25 protein-coding genes and 1 other RNA gene are annotated in these 20245 nt (G+C 63.7%); 12 read left to right on the forward strand and 14 right to left on the reverse strand.

The features are described 5' to 3' along the window. Positions 1 to 34 precede the first annotated feature (34 nt). The 6 genes from LB557_RS21855 to LB557_RS21880 form a co-directional block, all read right to left on the reverse strand. Complete coding sequence (locus LB557_RS21855) at positions 35 to 1552, reverse strand: DegQ family serine endoprotease (protein WP_224643538.1); 1518 nt, start codon at positions 1550 to 1552, stop codon at positions 35 to 37. Between the two features lie 143 nt (positions 1553 to 1695). Next, a complete protein-coding gene (locus LB557_RS21860; protein WP_015317277.1) occupies positions 1696 to 1884 on the reverse strand; it encodes a DUF2065 domain-containing protein in 189 nt (62 codons plus the stop codon). Between the two features lie 6 nt (positions 1885 to 1890). After that, positions 1891 to 2853 carry a protease modulator HflC gene (gene hflC, locus LB557_RS21865; protein ID WP_015317276.1) on the reverse strand — a complete coding sequence of 321 codons (963 nt, stop codon included), beginning with the start codon at positions 2851 to 2853 and terminating at the stop codon, positions 1891 to 1893. Continuing rightward, the gene (gene hflK / locus LB557_RS21870; protein ID WP_140660953.1) at positions 2853 to 3968 is read right to left on the reverse strand and encodes an FtsH protease activity modulator HflK; all 1116 of its coding nucleotides are present in this window, start codon (positions 3966 to 3968) and stop codon (positions 2853 to 2855) included. The genes hflC and hflK overlap by 1 nt, the downstream gene beginning before the upstream one ends. 155 nt (positions 3969 to 4123) lie before the next feature. Then, entirely contained in the window at positions 4124 to 4642 is a 519-nt protein-coding gene (locus LB557_RS21875) for a dihydrofolate reductase (protein ID WP_224523272.1), read from the reverse strand. Further along, positions 4642 to 5655, reverse strand: a complete 1014-nt coding sequence (locus tag LB557_RS21880) for a DUF4424 domain-containing protein (RefSeq protein ID WP_224644353.1) — start codon at positions 5653 to 5655, stop codon at positions 4642 to 4644. The genes LB557_RS21875 and LB557_RS21880 overlap by 1 nt, the downstream gene beginning before the upstream one ends. A gap of 181 nt (positions 5656 to 5836) precedes the next feature. Between LB557_RS21880 and cobF the strand changes: the two genes are divergently transcribed. Further along, positions 5837 to 6598, forward strand: a complete 762-nt coding sequence (gene cobF / locus LB557_RS21885; RefSeq protein WP_140615715.1) for a precorrin-6A synthase (deacetylating) — start codon at positions 5837 to 5839, stop codon at positions 6596 to 6598. Positions 6599 to 6741: 143 nt separating this feature from the next. Here cobF and LB557_RS21890 read toward each other — a convergent pair whose 3' ends face one another. From LB557_RS21890 to modA, 4 genes are all read right to left on the reverse strand, one after another. After that, on the reverse strand, positions 6742 to 7083 hold the full coding sequence (locus LB557_RS21890; protein WP_140615713.1) for a winged helix-turn-helix domain-containing protein: 342 nt from the start codon (positions 7081 to 7083) through the stop codon (positions 6742 to 6744). A 74-nt stretch (positions 7084 to 7157) separates the two neighbouring features. After that, positions 7158 to 8270 carry a molybdenum ABC transporter ATP-binding protein gene (gene modC / locus LB557_RS21895; protein ID WP_224644100.1) on the reverse strand — a complete coding sequence of 371 codons (1113 nt, stop codon included), beginning with the start codon at positions 8268 to 8270 and terminating at the stop codon, positions 7158 to 7160. Then, positions 8267 to 8971: a molybdate ABC transporter permease subunit gene (gene modB, locus LB557_RS21900; protein ID WP_224644099.1), complete on the reverse strand. Its 705-nt coding sequence runs from the start codon at positions 8969 to 8971 to the stop codon at positions 8267 to 8269. Before modB ends, modC begins: the two co-directional genes overlap by 4 nt. 41 nt (positions 8972 to 9012) lie before the next feature. Continuing rightward, positions 9013 to 9807: a molybdate ABC transporter substrate-binding protein gene (gene modA / locus LB557_RS21905; RefSeq protein ID WP_224644098.1), complete on the reverse strand. Its 795-nt coding sequence runs from the start codon at positions 9805 to 9807 to the stop codon at positions 9013 to 9015. A gap of 153 nt (positions 9808 to 9960) precedes the next feature. Between modA and LB557_RS21910 the strand changes: the two genes are divergently transcribed. Beyond that, the gene (locus tag LB557_RS21910; protein WP_224644097.1) at positions 9961 to 10170 is read left to right on the forward strand and encodes a molybdopterin-binding protein; all 210 of its coding nucleotides are present in this window, start codon (positions 9961 to 9963) and stop codon (positions 10168 to 10170) included. An 11-nt stretch (positions 10171 to 10181) separates the two neighbouring features. Here the strand turns inward: LB557_RS21910 and LB557_RS21915 are convergent, their stop codons facing one another. After that, a complete protein-coding gene (locus LB557_RS21915) occupies positions 10182 to 10976 on the reverse strand; it encodes a thymidylate synthase (protein WP_224644101.1) in 795 nt (264 codons plus the stop codon). 173 nt (positions 10977 to 11149) lie between these two features. After that, the gene (locus LB557_RS21920) at positions 11150 to 11461 is read right to left on the reverse strand and encodes a DUF2853 family protein (protein WP_015317265.1); all 312 of its coding nucleotides are present in this window, start codon (positions 11459 to 11461) and stop codon (positions 11150 to 11152) included. 168 nt (positions 11462 to 11629) lie between these two features. On the opposite strand from LB557_RS21920, the gene ssrA reads away from it, so the two are divergent. The 3 genes from ssrA (at position 11630) to LB557_RS21935 (ending at position 13190) form a co-directional block, all read left to right on the forward strand. Further along, positions 11630 to 11990, forward strand: a transfer-messenger RNA (tmRNA) gene (gene ssrA / locus LB557_RS21925). A gap of 106 nt (positions 11991 to 12096) precedes the next feature. Then, positions 12097 to 12663 (forward strand): AAA family ATPase, encoded by a 567-nt coding sequence (locus tag LB557_RS21930; RefSeq protein ID WP_140726199.1) that lies wholly within the window; start codon positions 12097 to 12099, stop codon positions 12661 to 12663. Positions 12664 to 12752: 89 nt separating this feature from the next. Further along, a complete protein-coding gene (locus LB557_RS21935; RefSeq protein WP_140726196.1) occupies positions 12753 to 13190 on the forward strand; it encodes a VOC family protein in 438 nt (145 codons plus the stop codon). A gap of 105 nt (positions 13191 to 13295) precedes the next feature. Here the strand turns inward: LB557_RS21935 and LB557_RS21940 are convergent, their stop codons facing one another. After that, positions 13296 to 14501 (reverse strand): multidrug effflux MFS transporter, encoded by a 1206-nt coding sequence (locus LB557_RS21940; protein ID WP_140660946.1) that lies wholly within the window; start codon positions 14499 to 14501, stop codon positions 13296 to 13298. A gap of 184 nt (positions 14502 to 14685) precedes the next feature. Between LB557_RS21940 and LB557_RS21945 the strand changes: the two genes are divergently transcribed. The 4 genes from LB557_RS21945 to LB557_RS21960 all read left to right on the forward strand — a co-directional run bounded on the left by LB557_RS21945 (position 14686) and on the right by LB557_RS21960 (position 16488). After that, entirely contained in the window at positions 14686 to 15375 is a 690-nt protein-coding gene (locus tag LB557_RS21945; RefSeq protein WP_140726194.1) for a TetR/AcrR family transcriptional regulator, read from the forward strand. Between the two features lie 146 nt (positions 15376 to 15521). After that, positions 15522 to 16058 carry an SspB family protein gene (locus tag LB557_RS21950; protein WP_140714644.1) on the forward strand — a complete coding sequence of 179 codons (537 nt, stop codon included), beginning with the start codon at positions 15522 to 15524 and terminating at the stop codon, positions 16056 to 16058. Between the two features lie 11 nt (positions 16059 to 16069). Continuing rightward, positions 16070 to 16267: a DUF4169 family protein gene (locus tag LB557_RS21955; protein WP_224644096.1), complete on the forward strand. Its 198-nt coding sequence runs from the start codon at positions 16070 to 16072 to the stop codon at positions 16265 to 16267. Further along, the gene (locus LB557_RS21960; protein WP_015317259.1) at positions 16264 to 16488 is read left to right on the forward strand and encodes a ribbon-helix-helix domain-containing protein; all 225 of its coding nucleotides are present in this window, start codon (positions 16264 to 16266) and stop codon (positions 16486 to 16488) included. Before LB557_RS21955 ends, LB557_RS21960 begins: the two co-directional genes overlap by 4 nt. A 2-nt stretch (positions 16489 to 16490) precedes the next feature. Here LB557_RS21960 and LB557_RS21965 read toward each other — a convergent pair whose 3' ends face one another. Then, on the reverse strand, positions 16491 to 18287 hold the full coding sequence (locus LB557_RS21965) for a chloride channel protein (protein ID WP_224644095.1): 1797 nt from the start codon (positions 18285 to 18287) through the stop codon (positions 16491 to 16493). A gap of 166 nt (positions 18288 to 18453) precedes the next feature. On the opposite strand from LB557_RS21965, the gene LB557_RS21970 reads away from it, so the two are divergent. The 3 genes from LB557_RS21970 to LB557_RS21980 all read left to right on the forward strand — a co-directional run bounded on the left by LB557_RS21970 (position 18454) and on the right by LB557_RS21980 (position 20244). Further along, positions 18454 to 18882: a MarR family winged helix-turn-helix transcriptional regulator gene (locus tag LB557_RS21970; RefSeq protein ID WP_181166287.1), complete on the forward strand. Its 429-nt coding sequence runs from the start codon at positions 18454 to 18456 to the stop codon at positions 18880 to 18882. Between the two features lie 105 nt (positions 18883 to 18987). Next, positions 18988 to 19293 (forward strand): hypothetical protein, encoded by a 306-nt coding sequence (locus LB557_RS21975; protein ID WP_224644094.1) that lies wholly within the window; start codon positions 18988 to 18990, stop codon positions 19291 to 19293. A gap of 33 nt (positions 19294 to 19326) precedes the next feature. Further along, a complete protein-coding gene (locus LB557_RS21980; RefSeq protein ID WP_224644093.1) occupies positions 19327 to 20244 on the forward strand; it encodes a sigma-70 family RNA polymerase sigma factor in 918 nt (305 codons plus the stop codon). Position 20245 lies beyond the last annotated feature (1 nt).

A 20245-nucleotide genomic window follows, 5' to 3' on the forward strand; every position in this document is an offset into this window, starting at 1 on the left:
TCCATCAAAATCAGATTTCTGCCGGCGTACTGGATCAATCCATCCGGATCGTAACGAAGCGCAACTCACCGGTCTTCGACGCCAGCATCAAGAGCGCGTTCTTGCGGCCCTGCTCCTTCAGCGCGCCGATCCGGTCCATGACGTCCTTGGGCGTGGCGACGGACTCCTGCGCGATCTCGGTGATCACCTCGCCCGGCTGGATACCGCGTTCCGCAGCGGCGGAGTCCTTGGCCACGTCGGTGATGACGACGCCGGAGACATCGCCGGCGATGCTGAACTTCTTGCGCGTCTCGTCGTTGAGTTCGCCGACCGTCATGCCAAGCACCGAGGCGGTCGAGACGGCCGGAGCCTTGTCAGCGCCCTTGTCCTGGTCGGTATTGCCATTCTCGCCGCTGGCCAGCTTCTCGCCATCCTCGAGCCGGCCGAGCGTCACCTTCACCGTCTGCTCGACACCCTTGCGCACGATCAGCACGTCGACGGCCTTGCCCACCGGGCTTTCGGCGACGACGCGCGGCAGGTCGCGCATTTCATGGATGTCCTTGCCGTCGAACTTGACGATGACGTCGCCGGCCTGGATGGTGCCGTTGTCGACTGGTCCGCCCTTGATGACGCCGGCCACCAGCGCGCCCTTGGCGGTCGCCATGCCGAGGCTTTCCGCGATGTCGTCGGTCACCGGCTGGATGCGCACGCCGAGCCAGCCGCGCCGCGTCTCGCCATATTGGCGCAACTGCTCGACGACGCCCGAGGCGAGCTGCGAGGGAATGGAGAAGCCGATGCCGATCGAGCCGCCGGACGGCGAAATGATCGCGGTGTTCATGCCGATGACCTCGCCGGCGCTGTTGAACAGCGGTCCGCCGGAATTGCCGCGGTTGATCGCCGCGTCGGTCTGGATGAAGTCGTCATAGGGGCCTGAATTGATGTCGCGGTTGCGTGCCGAGACGATGCCGACCGTGACCGTGCCGCCGAGGCCGAACGGATTGCCGACCGCCATCACCCAGTCGCCGACGCGCATCTTGGTGGAATCGCCGAATTTCACCGCTGTCAGCTTGTGGCCTTTCGGATCGACCTTCAGCACCGCGACGTCGGTCTTGGTGTCGGTCCCGACCAGCGTCGCCTTCAAGGTCACGCCATCCGAGAAATTGACCTCGATGTCGTCGGCATCGGCGATCACGTGGTTGTTGGTGACGACGATGCCTTGTTCGGCGTCGATGACGAAACCCGAACCGAGCGACTGCACCTTCTGCGAGCCGCCATCCTTTTGGCCACCGCGGTTCTTGAAGAAATCGTCGAAGAAATCCTGGAACGGCGAGCCTTCGGGCAGTTGCGGCATCGGCACCGCGCCCGGCCCTTCCGTGCCCTTCACCGTCTGCGAGGTCGAGATATTGACCACCGCGCCAAGCACGCGTTGCGCCAGGTCGGCGACCGAGGCTGGGCCGTCGGCGGCGAATGTCGGGGTCACGAAGGACGGAACGGCGACGGCGCCCAGGACCAGCGCTGCCGCGCCGGCGACCAACGTCCGTCGAGCGGCGTCCAAAAGGGTGTTGGATGTCATCGAGAGCCTCCCGGCATTTCTAAAAGAGAAAAGCGCTTCGACGAAAACGCCGTGTCGCGCCATGATGGCAAGAAATACGGCACGTTTGCGGCTATGACTATCGGCGGAGTGTAAATCGAGCGTTATTCCGCAAACCGCCGCCTCTACACGCCCCGCACCAGCCAGACGACGCCGACACCAATGGCGATCGCCGCCAGCCCGCCGATCCGCAACGCATTCTCCGGCATCGACAGAACTTCGCCCGCGAGCTTCTTCGCAAGGCGGGGAAAGCCGCCATAGACCAGGCCCTCTATGACGAGGACCAGGCCTATCGCCGCGAAGAAATCCTGCACCGGCCGTTACTGGCCGGTGCTGGGTTGTGTCATCGGCGCGGCAGGTGCCGCTGCCGGCGCAGCCGGCGCCGTCGGTTTCGCCGGTCCTTCCTTGCCGTCGGGATCGCGGAAGTAGCGGAAGAACTCCGAACTCGGCGACAGCACCATGGTCGTCCCGGTGTTGTCCAGCGCGGTGCCATAGGCATTCATCGACCGGTAGAAGTCGAAGAAGGCGGGATCGCGCTTGTAGGCATCGGCGAAGGTGGCGCTGCGCTGCGCCTCGCCCTCACCGCGCAGGATCTCGGACTCCTTCTGCGCTTCGGCAACGATCTCGACCACTTCACGATCGGCGCGCGCCGTGATGCGCTGTGCCGCTTCGTTGCCGCGTGCCCGCAGCCGCGCAGCCTCCGCCAGGCGTTCCGCCTTCATGCGGTCGTAGGTCTGCTGTGAAACTTCGGCCGTCAGGTCGGTGCGGCGGATGCGAACATCCTCGATCTGCAAGCCGAGCGACGTGGCGTCGGGCCTGAGCTGATCGCGCACTTCGCGCATCATCACGGCACGCTCTTCGGAAAGCGCGGCCTCGAAATCGCGCAGACCGTAGACGCGGCGCAGGGCAGCGTCGAGACGCGTCCTGAGCCGCGCTTCGGCCAGTTCGATCTGACCGGACACGGCGGCCCGGAAGACGCGCGGATCCGAGATGCGATAGGCGATGAAGGCATCGACCTCATAGAACTTGCCGCCGGAGACCTGGACGCGGATGTTGTCGAGGTCGAAGCGCAGCACCCTGTTTTCGATCAGTTGCACCGTATCGGCGTCGAAGAACGAGAACGGCGCCTTGAAGTAGATGCCGGGCTCGCTCTTGACGTCGACGATCTCACCGAAGCGGAGCACCAGCGCCTGCTGGCGCGCATTGACCACGAAGACCGAGGAATAGATCAGGAACAGGACGACCGCCGCCACGGCGACGACGATGGGAAGACGGTTGGCCATCACTTGGTACCTCCCGTGTTCGCGGCGGGCGCGGCCGGTGCTGGCGGTTTCGGCTGCAATGCGGGCAGCGGCAGATAAGGCACGACACCCTGTCCGTTGCCCTGCTCGACGATGACCTTGCTCGAGTCCTTCAGAACCCTCTCCATGGTTTCCAGATAAAGGCGTTTGCGCGTGACATCGGGGGCTTTGGCATATTCGTCGTAGACCGAGATGAAGCGCTGCGCCTCACCTTCGGCTTCCTGCACCACACGGTTTTTGTAGGCGGCCGCGTCTTCGCGGACCTGGGCCGCCTCGCCGCGTGCCTGGCCGAGTTTCTGGTTGGAATACTGATTGGCCTGCTCGACGAACTTGTCCTCGTCCTGCTCGGCGCGCTGCACCTCGTCGAACGCATCTGCCACCTCGCGTGGCGGTGCCGCATCCTCGATGGAGACGGCGTTGACGTTGAGACCGGCCTTGTAGCCGTCCAGCGTCGTCTGGATGATCTCGCGCACCGAGGCCGCGATGCCCTGGCGATCGTCGCGGAAAATGTCCTGCGCCGGCCGGCGGCCGACGGCTTCGCGCATGGCGCTCTCGGCAACCTGCCGCAGCATGCCGTCCGGGTCGGAGACGTCGAACAGGTAAGCGCGGGGATCGGAGACCTGGTAGGCCACCGAAAACTGCACATTGACGATATTCTGGTCGCCCGAGAGCATCAGCCCGTTGCCGCTGGTATTGCCGCCGCCAATGTCGACGAGCTGCTCTGAAATCTTCGCCGTCTCGACGGTCTCGAGTGGCCACCAGTGGAAATGCAGGCCTGGCTGGGAAAGCTCGGCCTTCGGCTTGCCGAAGCGCAGTTCGACCGCGACCTCGTCGGGCTGCACGGTATAGACCGCCTGGAAGGCCCACAGAACAACCAGCACCGCGGCAATCAGGCCGAACACCGCCGGACTGGCGCCACCGCCGCCGGGCAGCGCGCGCCGCAGCCGATCCTGGCCACGGCGAATGATGTCCTCGAGGTCGGGAGGCGACCCCTGCGGGCCGCTTGGCCCCTTCGGTCCCTGCCCCCAGGGTCCCTGATTGTTACCGCCGCCACCCCACGGGCCGCCGCCTCCGCCACCTTTGTCGTTCCAGGGCATGAATGTCCTTTCGCTTGGAATTCCCTCAAGCGCCGCGGTTACGGCGCAAATCCAGTGTCGTTCTTCTATAGGGACGCCACGGCGCGCTTTCAACGCGATGCGCCGCCGACTTCATCCGTTTTGGGCCGGTAGCGACCCTTTGTCGTCCTTTATCTTCAAACTATCTCGCGGCGGCGCTCATAAACCGTATAGCGCGTCGCATGGCTGTCCTTTTCTCCTGACGCAATCTCCCGCGAACTGACCACTTGCCATGCATCAGGGTCGATCGGCGGGAAATGCGCGTCGCCATCGACGGCGGCCAGCACATGGGTCACGTGCAGGCGCTCGGCCAGCGGCAGCGCCTGGGCATAGATTTCGCCGCCGCCGATGATGCAGACCTCGTCGACGCCCGTCATGCGGCGTCCGCGCACGGTTGCCAGCTGGATCGCGGCTTCGAGCGTATGCGCCACCTCGACGCCCTCGGCACGCCAGGCCTTGTCGCGGGTGACGACGATGTTCAGCCTGCCCGGCAGCGGCCGGCCGATGCCTTCATAGGTCTTGCGGCCCATGATGATGGGCTTGCCCATCGTGTCGGCCTTGAACCGCTTGAGGTCGGTGGAGAGCCGCCAGGGCAACCCGCCGTCCCGCCCGATCACGCCGTTCTCGGCAATGGCGACATAGATCGCGACATGCATCAGTTTGCATCCCCGCCATTGCTGTCCGACGGGACAAGCAGGAGGATGTCGATGTCGTGCTCGGGATAGAAATCGTTCGCCTTCATCTCGAAACGCGTCGGCCCGACCTTTTTGACGTTGTCGCCGCAGAACGAGACCAGGGCTTTCGGGTTGCCCTTGTCAATGATCAGCTTGAACTTGCCGATGGTGCCCGCCGCCCAGTTGCCGCCGGTGGTCAGGATATAGGCGATGCGGCTTTCGTAGAATTTGGGATAGCCGTCCGGATTGTCCTTCGCCGCCTTGCGCACCGCATTCTCGAATGTGTCGTCCATGCAGTAGCGGCTCTTGTAGGCCGCGTATGAGTTCTGGAACTGGCCTTCATTGAAGAAACTGACCGAGGATGTGCCGCCCACGCTGGGCTTGTAGCGGTGCGAGACGTGAACGTCCTTGTTGGCCGGAAAGGCCGCGCGCCACCAATAGGTCGAGCGCAATTGCCAGAACGGCGAATAGACCGGTTTTTGGCCACTGTCGGCTGTGGAATCCCCGATGATGATGCCGCGGTCGACCCAGTCGTCAGCCACCCCTTGCGGCAGCTTCGCCAGCGCCGCCTTGGCCGCGTCGCCGAACGGGTTGAAGGGCACGTTTTGCGCCTTGAGGTCGGCGCCGATGTCGATGCCGAGCGCGAGCACCTTCTGCTCGAGTTGGGGCTTGGCCGCGACGCCGTCGATCGTCACCTCGAAGCCGAGGAAATTATCGCTCTGGTTTTCCGGGATCGCCGGCATCTCTTCGGGATCGCCCGAAATGTCGGGCATCGGGAAGGCGACTATCGCCTCGACATCCCTGTCGGTGTTGTTGTGGAAGACGTAGTCCACCGTCACCTTTTCGGGCGAGATGAAAAGATCCTCGCTTTGCATCGCCACGGCATCGCTGCGCGACAGGATCAGGCCGCCGGTGCCAAGCTCGGCAACCGAATCATTGGCCATTGCAGGCGCGACCGAAAGCGCCAACGCTAAAGCCAGAACAGATCGCAACATCGAAGCCCCCTCGGCTGGAATGCCTGGATGACCCTAGCCGTTTCGATGCGGCGTTTCAAAGCCCTTCCGCTTGCTGGGCGTGCGTGACCGGTCTGGACACGCGGGCGGTCTGGACACGCAGGCGGTCTGGACACGCACGCGGTCTGGACTAACAGGTTCCGATGGGGCAGGAGTTCGCGCCATGCGCAAGCTTCTCGTCATCGGCATCGGCGCCGGCAATCCCGACCACATGACTGTCCAGGCCATAGCAGGGCTGAACAGGGCGGACGTCCTGTTTATTCCCGACAAGGGCACCGACAAGACCGATCTTGCCAACCTGCGGCGCGGCATCTGCGACCGCTTCGTCACCAACCCGGCCTCACGCCGGGTCGAGTTCGACGTGCCGGTGCGCGCCGAACCAACCTCTTCCTATCGCTCGACCGTCGACGACTGGCATGAAGCCATCGCCGCCATCTACGAGGGACTGATCCGCGACGAGATCTCCGGGGGTGGCTGCGGCGCCTTCCTGATCTGGGGCGATCCTTCGCTCTACGACAGCGCTCTGCGCATCCTCGAGCGCGTGCGCCTGAGGGGCAATGTTGCATTCGACCTGGAAGTCATTCCCGGCATAACGGCCGTCCAGGCGCTGGCAGCCAGCCACAAAACGGCGCTGAACCGCATCGGCGATCCCGTGCTGATCACCACCGGCCGCCGCCTGACCGAGGAAGGCATGCCGGACAATGCCGGCAGCGCCGTCGTCATGCTCGACGGCAAATGCGCCTTCAACACGCTGGCCGACCAGGACCTTTTCATCCAATGGGGCGCCTATCTCGGCACGCCCGACGAGATCATCATCTCCGGCCGCCTTGGCGATGTCGGCGCCGAGATCGAAAGGCGCCGCGACGAAGCCCGCCGGAAGAAAGGCTGGATCATGGATACGTATTTGCTGCGAAAGCCGGAGTAGTGGAATAGTGAGTAGTGGAATAGTGAGTAGTGAGTAGTCAGTAGGGGATTAGACTACCCTACTCACTACTCACTACTCACTACTCACTACTCACTACTCACTACTCACTACTCACTACTCACTACTCACTACTCCCTGATCTCCTATCCCGCCTCAATCTCCGACTGCAACGCGTCCATATGCGTCGCCGCGGCCGCACTCGCCGCGCGCTCGATGGCGCGAAAACGGCTGACCACGGCCAGGCCGACCGTCGTCAGTTGCGCGCCGCCGCCCTTGCGGCCGCCGGTCTGCGCCGCCACCAGCGGCTTGCCGAACACCCGGTTCATGTCCTCGACCAGGTCCCAGGCGTGCTTGTAGGACATCGCCATGCCGCGCGCGGCGGCCGAGATCGAACCGAAGGTGGCGATGTGCTCCAGAAGCTCGATCTTGCCAGGACCGATCCGTCCGTCCGGATCGAGATTTATCCGCAAGCTCAGCGACGGCATTTTTGCTCCTCCGCGACCGCTTCAGCTTCCGCGACCGTTATTCCAAAACAATATAGCGCCAATCACCGCCGCTGTCAGCCATCGACGTCGAACGGCAGACCGGCGCCGGTATTTCCCCGATCGAAGCTCACGGTCTTGACCACCGCGAAAACCTTGCCGCCGAGCCGCAGCTTCAGCGCCTGCCGCGACTGTTCCGTGATGCGGGCGAGCACCGTTGCCCCATTGCAGTCGATGCCGATTTCGACCGTCGGCCCCTCGCCGGGACTGATCGCGACGATCGTGCCGGGCAGGATGTTGAGGGCACTGAGGCCCGTCGGTTTCTCCGCGGCGATCATCACGTCGCGAGCGCGAATGCGGATGCGCACGGGAGCCCCGGCCTTCATCCCAAGACGCGGCACGCGGATCTCGCCGGCGGCCGAGCCGAGCACGGTCATCCCAAAAGCCTCCTCGTGACGCAGCACCTTCGTGTCCAGCACGGCGCCGCCCTCGCCGCGCTCTTCCACCGGCAACAGGTCGAGCCTTTGCATGACAGCGTCGGTCGGGCCGCTAGCCGTGACCTTGCCCCGCGCCAGCATCACGACGTCGCTCGCCAGCCGCGCCACCTCGGCGACCGAATGGCTGACATAGACGATCGGGATCTTTGTTTCGTCGCGCAGCCGCTCGATATAGGGCAGGATCTCGGCCTTGCGCGCCTCGTCGAGCGAGGCCAGCGGCTCGTCCATGAGCAGCAGTCTGGGGCTGGCCAGCAGCGCCCTGCCGATCGCCACGCGCTGCTTCTCGCCGCCCGAGAGTTTTGCCGGTCGTCGCCCAAGCAGCGGGCCGATGCCCAGCAATTCTACAACGGCGTCCATGTCCGCATAGCGTTCCGCCGCCGGCGTGAACCAGCGGCCGTAGCGCAGATTGCTCATCACGCTCATATGCGGAAACAGGCGCGCATCCTGGAACACCATGCCGATGCGGCGTTTGTGCCTTGGCACGAAAATGCCGGCACCAGTGTCGACCAGCACGCGGCCATCGACCTCGATGCGCCCCTTGTCCGGCCGGATCAGCCCGGCAATCATGTTGATCAGCGTCGTCTTGCCGGAACCGGACGGCCCGAACAGCGCCGTCAGCCGTCCGGCGCTCTCGAAGCGGGCATCGATGGCGAAATCGCCAAGCCGGTGGCCGATGTCGACAAGGACGCTCATTCGATGTCCATCCGCCGCCCGACCCGCCGCGCCAGCACTTCCGATGCGACCAATGCCGCCATCGAGATGATGATCGAAATCAGCGTCAGTCGCAGCGCCCCTTCGTCGCCGCCCGGCACCTGGGTAAAGGTGTAGATCGCCGACGGCAGCGTCTGCGTCTCACCAGGAATGTTGGAGACAAAAGTGATCGTCGCGCCGAACTCGCCCATCGCCTTGGCGAAGGACAGGATGGCGCCGGCGATCAGCCCGGGCAGGATCAGCGGCAGCGTGATGGTGCCGAAAACCCACAGCGGGTTGGCGCCGAGCGTTCCCGCCGCCGCCTCCATCTTGCGATCCACCGCCTCGATCGACAGCCGGATCGCCCGCACCATCAGGGGGAAGCCCATGACACCGCAGGCAAGGGCGGCACCCGTCCAGCGAAACGAGAAGACGACGCCGAAATGTTCGGCGAGGAAGGCGCCGGCCGGGCCGCGTTTGCCGAACGTCAAAAGCAGGAGATAGCCGGTCACCACGGGCGGCAGGATCAGCGGCAGGTGCACCACGCCGTTGAGCAGCGTCTTGCCCCAGAATTGCGCCCGGGCAAGCAGCAGCGCGATCGCTATGCCCGGCGGCAGGCTGGCGAGCATCGCCACCGTCGCCACCTTGATGGACAGCCGGACCGCATTCCATTCGTCGGGAGTGAGGTCCAGCAGCCAGCTCATAGTGCGGTATCGGGCCTTTTCGAACTCAGTTGCTCGCCGACTCAGTTGCTGGGCGTGAGCACGGTAAAACCCTGTTCCCTAAAGAGCGTGCCGGCCTTGGCGGACTGCAGGCACTTCAGGAAGGCCGGCGTATCCTTGTCTTTCGAATCGGCGGTCTGGGCAACCGGATAGATGATCGGCGGATGTGAATCCACGGGGAAGGTGCCGACCACCTTGACGCCCTTTTCGGCGTGCGCGTCGGTGGCATAGACGATGCCGAGGGCGGCCTCACCAGTTGAAACCAGCTTCAGCGCCGCACGGACATTCTCGGCCTGTGCCACCTTGCCCTCGACCGAGGACCAGACGCCGAGCGATTCCAATGCCGCCTTGCCGTACTTGCCGGCCGGCACGGCCTTGAAGTCGCCCATGGCAAGCTTGCCGTCGCCGACGAGCTTGGCGAGGTCAAAGCCTTTCTCGATCTTGGTTTCGACCGTCGAATCCTTCGGCGCCACCAGCACGATCTCGTTGCCCAGCAGCTTCACTTCCGTGTTGGGCTTGGTCAGCTTCTTGTCGGAGAGATATTTCATCCAGTCGAGATCGGCGGAGATGAAGACGTCGGCCGGCGCCCCACCCTCGATCTGCTTGGCCAATGCCGAACTCGCAGCATAGGAAACGGTCGCGGCCTCGCCGACATCGGCTTCGCAGGCCTTGTTCACCGCATCGAGCGCATCCTTGAGACTGGCCGCCGCGAACACCACGACCTTGTCTTCCGCGTGCGCTGCCGGCATTGCTGCCATCAATGTCGCCGCAAAGCCGCCAATGGCGATCGCTCTCAACCTGAAACCTTTGCGTATCATCGAAAACTCTCCCTGGGTTCAAATTCCGGTTGGCTCGAAGCCTGGAGACCGATATATCCGCATGGATATAACAAGGGAAGGCCCGGCCGGCTGAAACTCGATCCGGCGCTGCATGATTGTTCTGATAAGACCGCTGCCGCGAAAGGAACTGCAATGAAGATCAGCGCCCGCAACGTGCTCAAGGGAACGATCACCGAAATCGTCAAGGGAGCCACCACCTCGCATGTCCGCATCGACATCGGCGGCGGCACCATCGTCACCGCCTCGATCACCAATGAAGCTGTCGCCGACCACAAGCTCGAAAAGGGCAAGCAGGCCTACGCCGTGGTCAAGGCCTCGGACGTGATGGTCGGCATCGACTGAAAAGCCGCGGCTCAGACCGCGATGGGCGCCTTGATCGACGCGTCGGCGACGTAGTTTTCCAGCCGGAAATCCTCGAAGCGGAAGGCGAAAAGGTCCTTCACCTCAGGATTGATCCACATCGTCGGCAGGGTCCTTGGCGTGCGCCGCAACTGTTCGCGCGCCTGCTCGAAATGGTTCGAGTAGAGATGCGCGTCGCCAAGCGTGTGCACGAAATCGCCCGGCTTCAGCCCGGTCACCTGCGCCACCATCAGCGTCAGCAGCGCGTAGGACGCGATGTTGAACGGCACGCCGAGGAAGATGTCGGCGGAGCGCTGGTAGAGCTGGCAGGAAAGCCGGCCCTCGGACACGTAGAACTGGAAAAGGCAGTGGCAAGGCGGCAGCGCCATGGCCTCCACCTCGGCGGGATTCCAGGCCGAGACGATCAGCCGCCGCGATAGAGGATTGCGGCGGATCTCCTTGAGAAGATTGGCGATCTGGTCGATCGAGCCGCCATGGCCGTCTGGCCAGGACCGCCACTGCCTGCCGTAGACCGGGCCGAGATCGCCATTCTCGTCGGCCCATTCGTCCCAGATCGAAACGCCGTGGTCGGTCAGGTACTTGATGTTGGTGTCGCCGGCCAGGAACCAGAGGAGTTCATGGATGATCGACTTCAGATGCAGCTTCTTGGTGGTGGTGACCGGAAAGCCGCGCGCCAGATCGAAGCGCATCTGGTAGCCGAAGACGGAGCGCGTGCCGGTGCCGGTGCGGTCGCCGCGATCGGCGCCGTTGTCCAGCACGTGCTGCAGGAGGTCGAGATACTGGCGCATCGGTTCCGGGCTCGATTCGGGAATTCGTCGATCATAGCGCATATAGGCGCCGACGCCACGCTTGTCTGAGATCATCCCCATTCAGCAGGGAACGAAGCCTGCCCAGAATCCTCCCCGGCGAACAGGAAGCGCGGAAATCGCCAGCCGGCCGCCAGAATGAGTAACCAAAGGTCTCAAAGAGAGCCGAGCTTGCCCAGGTCCTTGGCCACCAGATAGTAGAAGGTCACGCGGTTCTTGGTGTTGTCGGCGTGCATCGCCTTGCAAGTCTTCTCGATCGCGGCGTCGGCTTTCGCCCCGTCGCTGACGCCGAGCTTCTTGGCCACCCAGCTCTCCTTGACCCGCGCCAATTCCTTCGGATCCGTGCAGGACACCAGCGAGGAATCGCGGTTCCTCAGCGCAATGCCCAGGTGCTTGACGATTTTTTCGACCGCATCGGCGCTTGCCGCGGCGTCATATTTCTTCACATCCGCAAGATAGTCGGCCATCAGAATTCCCCTCGTCGGCGCCACGGATCCGATCGATGAGGGCTGTGGCGCGCTTCGCAACTTGTGCGCTAGGTCGGTAACTCCTCACCGCCCGCAAAGCTTCGGTTGAGACCGCGCCCAAGTCAACCCTTCGCGTCGCAATTTGACACAGGGACAAAGCACCATTGCGGCCTTTCATTTCCGCGCAAGCCCCCCTATATTCGTTTTGTCGGCTTGACCGACTATGGCGATAAATGGGCGATGAAATAAGCCGTTCGGACCCGGGGGCGGTACCCGGCGCCTCCACCAAAAGCCGCTGTTGAGGACAGAGCGGTTTTTGCTGGGGGCGAAATAGGATCGACGAAGGTGTAAAGATCGTACTTTTGCCCGGCATTGTACCACCGTCATCGGGCTAAACTTATAGTTGCCAACGACAACTATGCGGAAGCACGTCTCGCTGCTTAATGCAGTGCGATAGCTTCAAATCAAGCCCTAGGGGTTCGCACTTCTAGGCGGGGTTCGGAGGTACCTGGCAACAGAAACCTCCACTTCTCCCCCTTTCATTTTGCGTGACGCACAACGGTTCCTGCCGTCAAGACTTCGCACGTCCACGGCTGCGAAGCCGCTGCGTTGCGTGCCCTTTCTCCATGGACAAAATGCAAAACAATTCCGATCGATTCTTCGTGCTGACCGGCGGCCCCGGTTCCGGCAAGACCACCTTGATCGAAGCCTTGCGGCAGGCGGGCTTTGCGACATCCGCCGAGGCCGGGCGCGGCATCATCCGCGACCAATCCGCCATTGGTGGAACCGCCCTGCCCTGGAGCGATCGCGCATTGTTCGCCGAACTGATGCTGTCGTGGGAAATGCGCTCGTACCGTGCGGTCCGCGAGCTGGCCGGTCCGGTCTTCTTTGATCGCGGCGTGCCGGACACGATCGGCTATCTCAGGCTCTGCGGCCTGCCGGTGCCGGATCACCTCACCAGTGCCGCCACGGAATTCCGCTATGCGCGTCGCGTCTTCGTCGCCCCGCCATGGCCGGAGATCTTCACCCAGGACGAAGAACGCAAGCAAACCCTCGACGAGGCCGAGCGCACTTGCCAGTCCGTGGCCGGCGTCTATGCCGCACTCGGCTACGAACTGGTGACCTTGCCGCTGGCCCCAGTCGAAGAGCGTGTACGCTTCCTCCTCGACGCTGCTGGATTGCCGCTGACATCGCGGACATAAAGAGGTCGGACGGGTCCGGCCTTTCCTGTGCGTTGGTGGACCAGGCGATACCTTGTAAACTGAAACCACACCCCATGGAGATCGGAAACATGGCGCTCAAGCGGATGGACAATGTAGGAATCGTCGTCGAAGACCTTGGAGTGACGATCGATTTCTTTCGCGAACTCGGCCTCGAGCTCGAAGGGCGGGCCACGGTAGAAGGAGAATGGGCCGGACGCGTCACCGGACTGGGCCACCAGCATGTCGAGATTGCCATGATGCGCACGCCGGACGGCCACAGCCGGCTGGAGCTGTCACGCTTCCTCGCGCCGCCTGTCGTCGCGGATCACCGGACCGCCCCCGTCAACGCCCTGGGCTATCTCCGCGTCATGTTCACCGTGGACGACATCGACGACACGCTTGAAAGGCTCCGCACGCGCGGCGCGCAACTCGTAGGCGAAGTGGTCGAGTACAAGGACGTGTATCGGCTCTGCTACATCCGTGGGCCTGAAGGGCTTCTCATCGGCCTCGCCCAGGAACTCAGCTGAGCGTCAGCCGCCAGAGCGCGGTCTTCAACCCGGGGGCAAACGCCGGCTTCAACACAAAAAAGGCCGGGATCGACCCGGCCTCCCCTGGTTTATTGGAAAAGGTGCTTACTCCGCCGGCGCTTCGACCGCTTCGCGCGAACGGCCAAGCGTGACTTTCGCCAGTGCGAACGAGATCACCGCGCAGAGCGTGATGCCGGCGACCATCGGCAGCGGCGTGCCGTCGAAGAACACACCGGCGACGCCCATGGCGAGCGCGCCGATGGCGAAGTGCAGCGTGCCCATCAGCGCCGACGCCGTGCCGGCGATCTCGCCATGCTCTTCCATGGCCAGCACCGATGTGGTCGGGATGACCAAGCCGAGGAAGCCGTAGCCGACGAACAGCAGGGCCGCCATCACGTCAAGCCGATCGACGCCCGTCACCATGATCGCGAACAGCACAACCATCGTCGTCGCGTAGCCGGTCACCGCCACCCACACCACGCGCTTCAGTCCGAACCGTTCGGAAAGCAGGCCCGTCAACTGCGACATGCCGATGAAGGCAACCGCGTTGATCGAGAAGAAGACGCTGTAGACCGAAGGCGACAGCCCGTAATGGTCGATCAGGATGAAGGACGAACTCGACAGATAGACGAAGAAGCTCGCAATGCCGAAGCCGGCTATCGCCACCAGGCCGAGGAAATTACGGTCGCCCATCAGGAAGCGGTAGCCGGCAAGGGCGGTACCGAAGGAGGACCCGACGCGTTCTTCCGCCGGCCGTGTCTCCTTGAGCGAGGTCGCGAGCAGGATGGTGGCAAGCACCGCCGCGCCGGTCACGGTCCAGAACACGGCGCGCCAGCCGAAATTCTCGATGATCTGGCTGCCGGTCAGCGGCGCCAGGATCGGTGACACCGAAAACACCAGCATCAGCAGCGACATCAGCTTGGCGGCCTCATTGCCGGTGTGCAGGTCGCGCACGATGGCGCGCGGAATGGCCATTCCGGCACTGGCGCCAAGCCCCTGCAGGAAGCGGAAGGCGATCAGCCACTCGATGGTCGGCGCCATTGCCGAGCCGATGCCGCCGGCCATGAACAGCGCCAGGCCGCCATAGAGCGGCAGCTTGCGGCCGACCATGTCGGAGATCGGCCCGACGACGATCTGGCCGAAGCCCATCGACAGGAAGAAGATCAAAAGGCTCATCTGCACGGCGGCGGTGCCAGCATGCAGATCGGTGCCGATCGACGGCAAAGCGGGCAGATACATGTCGATGGCGAACGGGCCGATGGCGGACAACAGGCCGAGCACGACCGCGATGCGGAGGAATTTGGGGCTCATGATATTGGCTTCTTTCGAATCTGGTTGCCGCCGCTAGGCGACGTCTGACCCTAGGACGTTCCATCCCGTGGGTTTCCTACTCCTGGAGCAAATTTATTCGTCTCCGGAGCGAAATCCCCTTATATCGTGTCCACAAATTTAGACAGTCTTGTCTAAATCGTCAATCACCTCTATATAGATTTTCATGAGACCGGGCGTTTCTCCTGACACTTTCCCGCCACGCGGCCACGAGGCCAAGCGCCTGTCGATCGTCGACGCCGCTGCCGGCGTGTTCTGCCGCGAAGGTTTCGCCGGCGCCAATATAGACTTGATCGCGGTTGAGGCCGGCGTGTCGCGCCAGACGGTCTACAATCACCATGGCGACAAGGAAAAGCTGTTCATCGCGGTCGTGCGCGACCTGACCGAGCGCTGCAACGCCGGCATTTTCGCCACCATCGCCACCTTTCCCGATCAGCCTGGGGATCTCGAGGCCGACCTGATCGGTTTTGCCGTGCGCCTGAATCAGAACTGCATCTGCAACCGCGACGGAAAATTCCTGCGCAAGCTGATCCAGACCGAGGGCGAGCGCTATCCCGAGCTCTTTGCCGAATGGCGCGAACAGGGACCCGGCAGGACATGGCCGGCGATCGCCGCCCGCTTCGCCCGCCTCGCCTATGGCGGCTATCTCGCGATCGACGATCCCGACGTCGCGGCGCGCCAGTTCCTCGGCCTCGTCAATGCCGAATTGCAGACCACCTTCATGCTCGGCGGCACGCCGGGCGAGGACGAGGTGGTGCAATCGGCGAAAAACGGCGTGCGCACCTTCCTGCGCGCTTTCGGCAAGCGCCCTTCCCCGACCAGCCTCAAAAGACACGCTGCGCTGGCTAACGCATAACATTTGGCGTTGCCGCCAAACCGCCTTGCCGATCAAATCGTTTGCAATAGTCCTCGCTTCGGCGCGGCGGCGGTCTATATCAGGTTTACGCCGCGCCCAAGCTTGATTACAGCTATGCGGACGATTCAACGGAACCCGACCACCTCATGGCCGACGACCACATCCGCTACGACATTCTGGCCCAGGAGGCGTTGCGCGGCGTCATGCGCAAGGTCCTGGCAGAGGTCGCGCGCACCGGCCTCCCCGGCAACCATCATTTCTTCATCACCTTCCTGACCGGCGCGCCGGGCGTGCGCGTCTCATCGCGGCTGCGCGAGCGCTATCCCGAGCAGATGACCATCGTCATCCAGTTCCAGTATTGGGATCTGAAGGTGACCGACACCGGTTTCGAGGTCGGTCTCTCCTTCTCCGACGTGCCGGAGAAACTCGAAATCCCGTTCTCGGCCGTGCGCGGCTTCTACGACCCCTCGGTCAATTTCGAGCTCGAATTCGACGTCAAGACCGATGCGCAGCCCGACGAGGAACCGGCGGCACCGGTGCCCGAGCCGCTGACCATCGTCTCCGAGAAGAAGCCGAAGGCCGAGAAGAAGGCCGCCGCCGAGGCGGAGAAGAAGGCAACTGCCGCGGATGCCGGCACCAAGGGCGCCGAAGTGGTCTCGCTCGACGCCTTCCGCAAGAAATAGGCTCGCGGTCCGTGGCCGACATCGTCAGTCTCCGCCAGGCTCGCAAGCAGAGGGCGCGGGACGACAAGGCACAAACCGCTAGCCGGAATCGCGCCTTGCACGGTCGCACCAAGGCCGAAAAGGAACGCGACCGCCTGATCGCCGACAAGAGCGAAAGGTTTGTCGCGGGCCATCGTCGCGAAAAGCCCGCCCAGCCTGACGATCGATGAGCGCCGTCGAAAAACGCTCGGTGACCATTCGCGGCCATCGCACCAGCTATTCCCTCGAAAAGCCCTTCTATGACGATCTCGTCGCCATCGCGGCGACCAGGAAGCTGACGCTCGCCGCCCTTGTCGCCGAAATCGACGAGACCCGGCCCCGTGACACCAACCTGTCCTCGGCGCTCAGGCTGCATGTCCTGGAGTGGGCGAAGCGCGCGACGAGCGCCTGAACTTACGCACCTCCGACCGGGTCAGCCTTTTTCCCGCGTCCGAAGCCCAGCAAGGTGGAGCGCTCACGCTCCTCGGCCTGCTTGCGCGAGCGCACGCGCATCAGATCCTTCCAGCCGACATAGCCGACCAACCTTCCATCCTCACGCGCCACGACCGGCAGATGCGAGACATTGGCGGTCAGCAATTTGTCCGACAAGCCTTCCAGATATTCGTCGGGATGGGCCAGCGTCACCTTGCTTCCGGCCAGCAGCTCGCCGAGCGTCGTCGTCCGATGCTTGCCGGCACGGCGCCAGCGCAGGATCGCCGGCGGATCGATGAGGCCGAGCACCTGCCTGTTTTCATCGACCACGGGAAAACTCGGATGCCGGGTTTCCGGCGCGGTCAGGAAGGCAGCCGCACCATGCAGCGTCATCGTCGCCGGCACGCTCTCGACCTGCGCCGTCATCACCTCGCGCACCCTGGTCAGCGCGAAGGGGTCGACGCGATATTCGCGAACCAGATGGTGCCCCCGCCTGGCGATCTTCTCGGTCAGGATCGAACGCTTCATCAGCAGCACGGTGACCGCGTGCGCCGCGGCACAAGCCGCGATCAGCGGCACCAGCACATGCGTGTTGCCGGTCAGCTCGACGGCGAAGAAAGTGGCTGTCAGCGGCGCGCGCATCGTGCCGCCCATGGTGGCGGCCATCGCCAGCAGTGCCCAGAAGCCCGGGTCCGCCGCCGGCAGGATGCCGGCAAGCACCGCCCCCATCGCGCCACCCATGATCAACAGCGGCGCCAGCACGCCGCCCGAAGTTCCCGAGCCGAGCGCAACCGACCAAATGATGGCCTTGACCACCAGCAGCAGCAGCGCCGCGGTGGCGATCGTGCGGCCGTCCAGCATGTCGGCAATGTTGTCATAGCCGACGCCGAGCGCTCGTGGGTCGATCAAGCCGCCTATGCCGACCACCAGACCGCCGAGCATCGGCCACCACATCCAGTGGATCGGCAGCTTCTGGAAGCCGTCCTCGCAGGCATAGACCATCTGCGTCAGCAGCCCGGACAACAGGCCGGCGCAGATGCCGACCAGCACCCAGCCGCCAAGGCCGACGAAGGAGATAGCCATGTTGCCCGCGAACGGAAAGATCGGCCCTGGCATGTGCAGCATGGTGCGCTCCACCTCGGCCACGATGGCCGCCACCGCGACGGGAATGAAGCTGCGTGGCGTCCATTCGAACAGCAACAATTCGACCGCCAGCATGATGGCTGCGATCGGCGTGCCGAACACGGTGGTCATGCCGGCCGCCGCTCCCGCCACCAGCAATGTCTTGCGCTCGTTGTCCGAGACCGGCAGCATCTGCGCGATCAATGAGCCGATGGCGCCGCCAGTCATGATGATCGGACCCTCGGCGCCGAACGGCCCGCCGGAGCCGATCGAGATCGCCGACGACAACGGTTTCAGGATCGCCACCTTGGCGTCGAGCTTGGAGCGCCCAAGCAGGATCGCCTCGATGGCCTCGGGAATGCCGTGGCCGCGGATCTTCTCGCTGCCATAGCGCGCCATCAGGCCGATGATCAGCGCGCCGATGACCGGAACGATGACGGCGGCAAGCCCGAGCGGCGTATCCTGCAGCTTCAGCTCGGCAAGCGAGAACTGGCCGAAATAGGCGATGTTGGTGGCGAGCCGGATCAGCTTCAGAAGCGCGATGCCGGCAAACAGCCCGGCGGTCGCCACCACCACCGCTATCGCGGCGACGAGCAGCACTCGGGCATCCGTGGTGAAATCCCGGAGATGATCGGGATTGGAGTTATGGGTCTTCATGGTGGCTTTGCTTCCTGGCGGCGGCCGTGTCTGGGGTTCTGCGGCACGGTCGAAGTGGCCAGCCGGTTGTCGGCCGGGTATGTATCGTAACACGATATATCTATTCAAGCGGCTTTCGCTCGAAATTTCGTTTGAGCTTTCACCGGAAAACGAAGACATCTCCGATATGACGCAGCCCAAGACACCACGCCCCGCCATCAGGCAGTCGGACTACCAGCGGCTGTCCGAGTTCCGCTACCTCATCCGCCGCTTCCTCGAATTCAGCCAGGTGCAGGCCGAGGACGCCGGCCTGACACCGCGCCAGCACCAGGCGCTGCTGGCGATCAAGGGATATCCCGGCGGCGGGCCGGTGACGGTCGGCGACCTGGCGGAACGCTTGCGCATCCGCCACCACAGCGCCGTCGAACTGGTCAACCGCCTCGGCGAGGCAGGACTGGTCGCACGCGACCAGGACAAGGACGACCACCGCCGCGTGCTGCTGCGGCTGACCGAACGCGCCGACGATTGCCTGGCCGAACTGTCGGCCGCGCATCTCGACGAGCTCTCGCGCATCGAACCCATGCTGCGGCGCCTGCTCGACCGGAGCCAGGATTGACGTCCAGCATCTGTGCGGGCCGATACCGAACTATTTTTCCGGAATTCGAATCCTTTGGCCTGGCCGCGGCGTCTTGGACAGGCGACAGCCAAGGGAGCCGATGCGATGAAACGCCATTTGATACACTACAAGACGAAGCCTGACCGGGCTGACGAGAACGAGCGCCTGGTCAAGGCAGTGTTCGAGGAACTGCGCGGCAAATCGCCGGAAGGCGTTCGCTACATGACCTGGCGCTCCGCCGATGGCACTTTCGTCCATCTCGTCGAGACCGAAACCGACGGGCATGCCGACCTCATCACAGGGCTTGCCGCCTTCCAGGCTTTTCAGAGTGGCATCAGGGATCGCTGCGTCGACCCTCCGCATCGTGACGTGATGACAGTGGTGGGCCATTATCGGATGCTGGACGAGTAGCCTGAATAGAACCATGTCAAGAACGGCCGGTGCATGAACAATCCAGGCGAGATCCCAGAGCCTTTCGACCGCTTGTTCGGCGAATTGCGCCCCAAACTGCATCGCTACTGCGCCCGGATGACCGGCTCGGTCGTCGATGGCGAGGACGTCGTGCAGGAGGCGCTGGCCAGGGCGTTCGAGGCCTTGGCCGGCACCGTCCCGATCGCCAATCCCGAAGGCTGGCTGTTTCGCATCGCCCACAATGCGGCGCTCGACTTCCTGCGCCGCCGCGCCCGTGAGAAGACTTTCTCCGAGGAGGAGCCGGACATGATCGCCGACCCGGCAAATTCCATCGCCGATCGGCAGGCCGCGGCAGCCGGATTGCACAGTTTCATGCGCCTTCCCGTCGCGCAGCGAAGCAGCGTCATCATGATGGATGTGCTGGGCTATTCGCTGCGGGAAATCAGCACCATGCTCGACACCAGCATCCCCGCGATCAAGGCAGCGCTGCATCGTGGCCGTGGCCGGCTGCGTGAGCTCGCCGACGAACAGGACGATCGTCCTGTTCCCAGGCTGAGTGCGTCGGAGCGCCTGTTGCTCGACGCCTATGTCGATCGCTTCAACGCCCGCGACTTCGACGCCGTGCGAGACATGCTGGCCGACGAAGTGCGGCTGGAACTGGTGGCCAGGGCAAGGCTCAACGGCCGCAAGGAGGTGGCCACCTATTTCGGCAATTATTCCCGGGTGCGGGACTGGCATTTCCAGTCCGGTTTCGTCGAGGACCGTCCGGCAATCCTCGTGCGCGATCCCAACGACCCGACGGCAGCGCCGGCATACTTCATCCTGCTGGGTTGGCAGGGCGGCAAGCTTGCCGCCATCCGCGATTTCCGCCACGCCAGATACGTCGCCGACGGCGCCGAAACGTTCGTTCTTGAGACGATTGCCTGGCGGGTGAGCAACCGGAAAGCCTAGC

Source organism: Mesorhizobium sp. BR115XR7A, from assembly GCF_020165315.1.
GTDB lineage: Bacteria > Pseudomonadota > Alphaproteobacteria > Rhizobiales > Rhizobiaceae > Mesorhizobium > Mesorhizobium australicum.